The 6,819-nt window shown below is 41.8% G+C and carries 5 protein-coding genes and 1 pseudogene; 4 read left to right on the forward strand and 2 right to left on the reverse strand.

The annotated features are described in order from the left end of the window. From ACH0QE_RS12655 to ACH0QE_RS12665, 3 genes and pseudogenes are all read left to right on the forward strand, one after another. Nucleotides 1-405, forward strand: a pseudogene (locus ACH0QE_RS12655) (alpha/beta hydrolase); the annotation flags it as partial. Further along, nucleotides 402-1,274: an alpha/beta fold hydrolase gene (locus ACH0QE_RS12660; RefSeq protein ID WP_415801005.1), complete on the forward strand. Its 873-nt coding sequence runs from the start codon at nucleotides 402-404 to the stop codon at nucleotides 1,272-1,274. The pseudogene ACH0QE_RS12655 and the gene ACH0QE_RS12660, both read left to right, overlap by 4 nt. Before the next feature lie 10 nt (nucleotides 1,275-1,284). Further along, nucleotides 1,285-1,662: a VOC family protein gene (locus tag ACH0QE_RS12665; RefSeq protein ID WP_415801006.1), complete on the forward strand. Its 378-nt coding sequence runs from the start codon at nucleotides 1,285-1,287 to the stop codon at nucleotides 1,660-1,662. Nucleotides 1,663-1,762: 100 nt separating this feature from the next. On the opposite strand, the gene ltrA is transcribed toward ACH0QE_RS12665, so the two are convergent. Together ltrA and ACH0QE_RS12675 are read right to left on the reverse strand one after the other, a co-directional pair. Then, entirely contained in the window at nucleotides 1,763-2,974 is a 1,212-nt protein-coding gene (gene ltrA / locus ACH0QE_RS12670; RefSeq protein ID WP_415801007.1) for a group II intron reverse transcriptase/maturase, read from the reverse strand. A gap of 583 nt (nucleotides 2,975-3,557) precedes the next feature. Next, on the reverse strand, nucleotides 3,558-4,433 hold the full coding sequence (locus ACH0QE_RS12675) for an SGNH/GDSL hydrolase family protein (protein WP_415801008.1): 876 nt from the start codon (nucleotides 4,431-4,433) through the stop codon (nucleotides 3,558-3,560). A gap of 284 nt (nucleotides 4,434-4,717) precedes the next feature. On the opposite strand from ACH0QE_RS12675, the gene ACH0QE_RS12680 reads away from it, so the two are divergent. Beyond that, on the forward strand, nucleotides 4,718-5,962 hold the full coding sequence (locus ACH0QE_RS12680) for a GGDEF domain-containing protein (RefSeq protein WP_415801009.1): 1,245 nt from the start codon (nucleotides 4,718-4,720) through the stop codon (nucleotides 5,960-5,962). Nucleotides 5,963-6,819 lie beyond the last annotated feature (857 nt).

The raw sequence follows: 6,819 nt of genomic DNA on the forward strand, positions 1-6,819 counted from the left end.
ATGGTCTATAAAGACGACAAAATCAAGCACCCCGGCCTAGGAAAAGTTTCACTAGGAATGCTCACCTCAAGGGATTACAGTCTAACTGATGTTTACCATTCCTTTTACAGCGGGTTCAAACTGATCTACACAGATGAATTCATTCGAAATATACCAAAGATCAATGTACAAAAAGATATCCCATCTCTTGATGTTCCAGTCACCTTCATTCACGGCAGGAAGGATGTCCATGTTCATGCGCAATTTGCAGAAGAATATCTTAGCACCTTGAAAACAACACATGAGAAAAATTTTATATGGATGGAGAAATCGGCGCATCTCTTTCATCCGGATGATACTGCATTGATCGAACAGCACCTTATCAATGAAATGAGCCATAGTAAAGCAGAGGTTATCAATCTATGAAAACCATTTATAAAAGCCTGGAAGGAAAAGAGCGGATTCTTAACCAATATGAAGAGTATCTTACCCATTTTTATTCACAGATTCGCAGGGATTACATACAGACGAGATTTGGCAGCACTCATGTCCTGGTCATGGGGAAGGAAGGGGGGAAGCCTTTATTTATATTCCAGGGTGGCAATTGCATCAATCCTGTCACTCTATCCTGGTTCAAAGGCTTGCTGGAGGAATATAAGGTCTATGCGCCTGACACCATCGGACACCCTGGATACAGTGACGAAACAAGAATCTCCGCTTCAGATGGAAGTTTTGCAGAGTGGGTTCAGGATTTGATGGACTATTATAGTATTGAAAAATGCGCATTCATCGGCCCCTCATACGGTGGAGGCATCATCCTCAGGATTGCCGCATTTATGCCAGAAAGGATTCATTGCGCTGTCCTTGTCGCTCCTGCTGGAATCAGCCTTGGCTCAAAGATCAAAATGATCAAAGAAATCCTTGTCCCGATGATTTTTTACAAAATAAACGGATCAGCTAAAAGCCTGCGCAAAATCGCCGATGTGATGTCCTCCAACAGCATGAAGCTGCTGGATGAAAGCATTATCGGCAATATTTTCAAGTACACAACCCTTGAACAGGAAATGCCAAAACTGACGACCGCGGAGGAACTGAGAGAATATAACGTCCCGACCCTTGTCATTACGGGAACAGAGGATGTATTTTTCCCAGGAAACAAAATTTCCCAAAAAGCGGAAGGACTTTTAGGTGACCGACTAGAATTGAAACAGTATCAAATGGGACACTTTCCGTCCACCGCACATCTTGAAAAAATCGACACAGATATTAAGGGATTTTTGAAAAAACATTATTAGGAGGCAAGGAATGCACTCAAATCCAGTTCAAAAAGTCGGCCAGATTGGAATACCAGTAAAAAATATTGAAAGGGCCACTGCCTTTTATCAAGAAAAATTAGGTCTGCCGTTATTGTTCAATACGGATACAATGGCGTTTTTCGACTGCGAAGGCGTCCGTCTTCTGTTGACCCTTCCGGAAAACGAGCAATTTGCCCATCCTAGTTCAGTCATCTATTTACAGGTTGGAGATATCAAGGCAAAGTATGAAGAACTTCTATCAAATGGCGTGTCATTCATTGGCGAGCCGCATGTTGTCGCTAAAATTGGCGATAGTGAAACATGGATGGTGTTTTTTAAGGATACAGAGGATAACACTCATGCATTCATGAGCGAGGTCGTTGCATAAATTGAGATAGGGGGAGGCGACTAACCTCCATTTATCCCTCTCACACCACCGTACGTACGGTTCCGTATACGGCGGTTCCAGTTATGTCAAACACTGTTTGTCATATCTTGCAGAAATACTTTTCAACCCTAGGGAGGATTGGGCTTTTAGATATTCTCCAGTAAGCCTTCCTCGTATTTCCCCATTCGTAAGCTTTTCCATCTGGCACGCCCAGTTCAATGAGTTTCTTAACTTTTGTCCGAGGGAGCTTCCATTCCTTCCATCGAATCATTCTTAACCTTCGGTTTAGCCATCCTTCGAGTTTTACAAATACTGAACGTGTATCTGCTAAGTGGTAATAATTAATCCATCCAACTAGATAATCGTTAAGCTTATGGATTCTATCTTCCATGGCAATGGACTTACGTCTGCTTGTAAGACTTCTTACTTTATCTTTGAATCGTTTAATCGATTGGGGAGAAATTCTCACCTTCGGTTTTAGGTTAAATGTAAAACTAAACCCAAGAAATTTTCTTTTCCACGGGCGGTCTACGGCACTTTTATCCCTATTTACCTTAAGCTTAAGTTTCTCTTCGATAAAATAAGTCATTGCCTTCATAACCCTTTCACCAGCTCTTTTGGATTTCACATAGATATTGCAATCATCAGCGTAGCGAACAAAACGATGCCCCCTACGTTCCAATTCTTTATCCAGTTCATCCAAAACAATATTCGAAAGGAGAGGGCTTAGCGGGCCGCCTTGCGGTGTCCCTTCATGATTCGGACTGATAAGTCCGCCTTCCATAAATCCGGAGGTTAAGAATCGTCTAATAAGTTTGAGGAGAGGTTTATCGCTGATCCTCTCCGCTAATTTGCTCATCAGTCTGTCGTGGTTGACCTTGTCAAAGAACTTTTCAAGGTCGATATCCACTACCCACCGGTAACCCTCTTCTATATAACTTTGGGCTAGTTTCACCGCTTGGTGAGCCCGCCTTCTTGGGCGGAATCCAAAGCTATAGTCAGAGAATCCTGGGTCGTACATTTTGGTTAGCACTTGGGTAATTGCCTGTTGAATGAACCGGTCTGTCACGGTCGGGATTCCTAGTTTCCTCTTCCCCTTGCCATCTGGTTTCGGGATTTCGACTCGACGGACTGGAGAAGGGGTATAGGTTCCCTCGGTCAGGGATTTGCGGAGCTCATTCCAATTTAGCATGATGTGTCCGCGAAGATCCGTAACAGGCATTTCGTCCACTCCATGCTTCCCCCTATTCTTTTCTACTCTCTTCATTGCATCAAGTAGGTTTTCCCGTGACAAAATACGGTTCATTAACATTGATATAACCTCCACCGTAAATAAGAGTTCTGTTTGTGTTCCTTCCAATCTCCACCCTATCTATCGTCCCCCATGGGTTCACCGCTTCTTACGATGGATAGGTACATTGTTTTCTGTTTCATTGAGAGGAAAGATACGCCTAGTTCCTACTTTCCATAACCGGTTCAGCCCTTCCTTATCCTCTTAAGCGAATAAGTACTATGGCTTCTGCTGACGCCTGTCGTTCAACCTATCCTCACGGATAGGCTTACCGCATGAGTACGGCGTATCGACAGGTTCTCCCCGGGTAAGGGTACAGACTTTCCTTCCATGTCTCCGCCTCATTTACTCTGTGACACCTTCGGCAGTATGGGCTTTGTCTTGCATTGCAGACTCATCCAATGTCACCTAGCCTTATATGAGATTCGTGTTCCTCGGAGCGGAAGTTTGCCGCCGACTTCCTTCAGATATGAAGGTCACCCCGCATATCCTTGTCTTAAGCTACGGCTACTACTGCCTTCGCCGTTCGGGACTTTCACCCTAGAGCCTGCACCCATGCCGGGCACACAACAGAAAGGATACTGCCGATGACGCAGTATCCTTTTTATTGGATTGCTTTCAATTCATTCTTTTTCAGGAATAACTCAATTTGATGCGCAGCCATCATCCCCGCTGTACTGTTCAAATGCATCCCGTCAGTCAGCAGCAAATATCCATTCCGGGCAGAAATCCGATCAAGGCTGTATCCGTACACAAAATGTTCGATGATTGCTTTTTCATAAAGCTTCGTTCCGGTCTTCAGCGAACGTCCCCTCGTATGTCCTTTTCCCTTTAGATAGGCCTTTAATTTTTCGTTAAAAGGAAGATAAGAAACATTGGTCATTTCCGCCGTTTTTTTGATAACCTCGTTGTACTGGTCAATTTCTTTATTTGCTTTCGAAAATAAGTTCTCACCAACGACCGGTAGTGATAATAACCCGATTTTCGCAGATGTTTCTGCTTTCAGCCTTGAGACGATTAACGCAAGATTCTTTTCATACACCAATAATGACGGTTTTTCCAATTGCTGTGCCAGCTTGACGTTCATCTTTGCAAGGTCTGGGGCTATTTTAGCTGCGGCATCATTCAATCCGACTAGAATTACGATGAATTCAGGCTGGCATGCAATCACACCGTCCAAACGCTGCAGAACATCATAAGCAGTACTTCCATTCACTCCGGCATTGATGAATTGATAATCCTTGCAGTTTTTCCTCCTGGCTGCGTCATCGACAAAATTGTAGCTGATATTGCCGTGAACCGCATCACCGCCAATTACAGCCACAAGCTTCTTGCCTTCCTGGCGAAGCCCATATTCCAGAAAAGCCTTCGGATTATTGTGAGGCAGCTGATTAATCCGGCTTTTCCGCTGATAATACAACGATAAACTGACAGCAGCAATCAATAATAGGACTAAAATCCCACCATAAATAAGATCCATATATAACCCCTCTCTTTATGATTTTTAAGATAATTATTAACTAAAAATTCTGAATATATATTATAAAATTATTCGACAAACTGCGTAAAATTCCCTGCCAAACAGATCTTTACCTAAACAAAAAATATATCTTCTGACGATAATTCCATTATAGCCTTTTATGTTATGCAACAGACAAAATAAATGGTACAAAAATTTCCACAAATCAAAAAATTACTTTGCAACTAGATTTGTATTTAGGATAAAATTATGTGGTAGAGTTTGGGAAAGGGGAATTTCTGCCTATGCTGAAAGCTAGGTTATATGATTTCACATTATTTTTTACTGCTGTTGCCGTAGCTTTTGGATTAGGTGCCTTTACTATAGATAAAAATATTTTTTTAATAGCACTATTTATCTATTGGTTATTTTCAACCCTTTATAACCACTTAAGAATCACAGCGAAAAATGGAACACTTAAATTTGATTATGGTATTAGCTATAGTCTATCGTTCGGGATTTTTGCAGGTCCTTTAGGCTTATTAATTTTTGAAACTATATTTCGTTTTACCGTTTATTTTTCCAGAAAAAGCTCTAAAACTGCCGATGAAGATGAATTCTGGGATACATTTTACAATATAGGCGCACATGTGTTAATTTACTCGATTGGATATTTTCTATTTCAGCTAGGGTACCCGTTAATTGAGTCAATTCCATTTGGATTCTGGATCTTAATGTGCATCCTTGCTATGACAACTACGTTGATTTCCTATACATTCCTATCAACTGCCTTTTATATTTTAGGAGAAATCAAAAACCTACAGGAGGCAATCAAGTTTTATAAAGAAAGCAATAACTGGCTGGATCTTGGGAAAACAGCCTTCACGAATGGCTTGCTACTGCTTTTGCTGGAAGAACAGCAATGGGAAATGGTCGTTGGATTATTCATTCTGAACTATCTTGTCAGCCGTTCCTTCCAATCAAAATCGCAAAGCATCCAGAATAAAATCGAGCGGGACAAGTTCGAGCAAATGGCCTATACGGACTTCCTGACCGGGATACCGAACCGCGCATACATGGATAAAAAAATGTTTGAGTTAAACCATGCTGGTGAAAAAGTCGGAATCGTTGTAGCGGACATCGATAAATTCAAGCTTATAAATGATTCCTACAATCATGCTGTAGGAGACCGTGTAATCCAGCATTTTGCCCATACACTTAAAAGCTACTTGTCTGAAGACGATTATGTTTTCCGGAGCGGTGGGGAAGAATTCACTTTGATCCTCAGGAATAAATCCTTCAGCCAGAGTATCGATCTCGTGGAACAGATTCGCCATGGGGTTGAGAAGAGTTCAGTGGAGGTTGATTATCAATCCGAGAAGCATGCTGTTTCAATCACCTCTTCATTTGGATTGTATTATTTTAAAGTCAACCAGTATACTTCGATGGAAAAAGGTTATATCTTTGCTGACCAGCTCTTGCTGCAATCGAAGGACCTTGGCAAAAATAAAGTTACCTTTAAGGACGAGCTTTCCCGCCAGACAGGATGATAATGAAAAAAGACAGAGAAGCGATTCTCTGTCTTTTTTCTGTGCACTAGCAGCTTTGGGTTATGCTATTTTGACAGAGTTTCTGCTTTGCGAGGCAAACCTGTCACAAAAACAGGATTTTCTTGACAGCTTTTCTGTTTTGGACCGCAAACCTGTCACAATATCGAGGTTTTCTTGACAGCTTTTCTACTTTGAACCTCAAACCTGTCATAATAACGGGATTTTCTTGACAGCTTCTCCGCTTTGAACCCCAAACCTGTCACAATAACGAGGTTTTCTTGACAGCTTTTCTGCCTTGAACCCCAAACCCGTCACAATAACGAGGTTTTCTTGACAGCTTTTCTGCCTTGAACCCCAACCCTGTCACAATAACGGGGTTTTCTTGACAGCTTTTCTGCCTTGAACCCCAAACCTGTCACAATATCGAGGTTTTCTTGACAGCTTTTCTGCTTTGAACCTCAAACCTGTCATAATAACGGGATTTTCTTGACAGCTTCTCTTCTTTGAACCTCAAACCTGTCATAATAACGGGATTTTCTTGACAGCTTTTCTGCTTTGAAGCTCAAACCTGTCACAATAACGGGATTTTCTTGACAGCTTTTCTGCCTTGAAACCCAAACCTGTCACAATAACGAGCTTTTCTTGACAGCCTTTCTGCTTTGAACCTCAAACCTGTCTAAATCCATCCGCTAGGTTCATTCTTCAAACTTAATATGCTTTAAAAATGCATAAATAAATCCGCTGATGCTGCTTCGTTTAGTAACCATTTGATTGGGACCTGTTCTGCGGGATGGATGAAATCGAAACGATCGTTTACATCTAGATCAACGACATAGAGCTGGGCTCCCATTTCTACG

The sequence above is a fragment of the Mesobacillus sp. genome (assembly GCF_047739415.1).
Classification (GTDB): domain Bacteria; phylum Bacillota; class Bacilli; order Bacillales; family Cytobacillaceae; genus Mesobacillus.

Bases quoted from the DNA above. Each gene is read 5' to 3' on its own strand.
- ACH0QE_RS12660 (WP_415801005.1), top strand. From the start codon at position 402: ATGAAAACCATTTATAAAAGCCTGGAAGGAAAAGAGCGGATTCTTAAC.
- ACH0QE_RS12665 (WP_415801006.1), top strand. From the start codon at position 1,285: ATGCACTCAAATCCAGTTCAAAAAGTCGGCCAGATTGGAATACCAGTA.
- ACH0QE_RS12680 (WP_415801009.1), top strand. From the start codon at position 4,718: ATGCTGAAAGCTAGGTTATATGATTTCACATTATTTTTTACTGCTGTT.
- ACH0QE_RS12675 (WP_415801008.1), bottom strand. From the start codon at position 4,433: ATGGATCTTATTTATGGTGGGATTTTAGTCCTATTATTGATTGCTGCT.
- ltrA (WP_415801007.1), bottom strand. From the start codon at position 2,974: ATGTTAATGAACCGTATTTTGTCACGGGAAAACCTACTTGATGCAATG.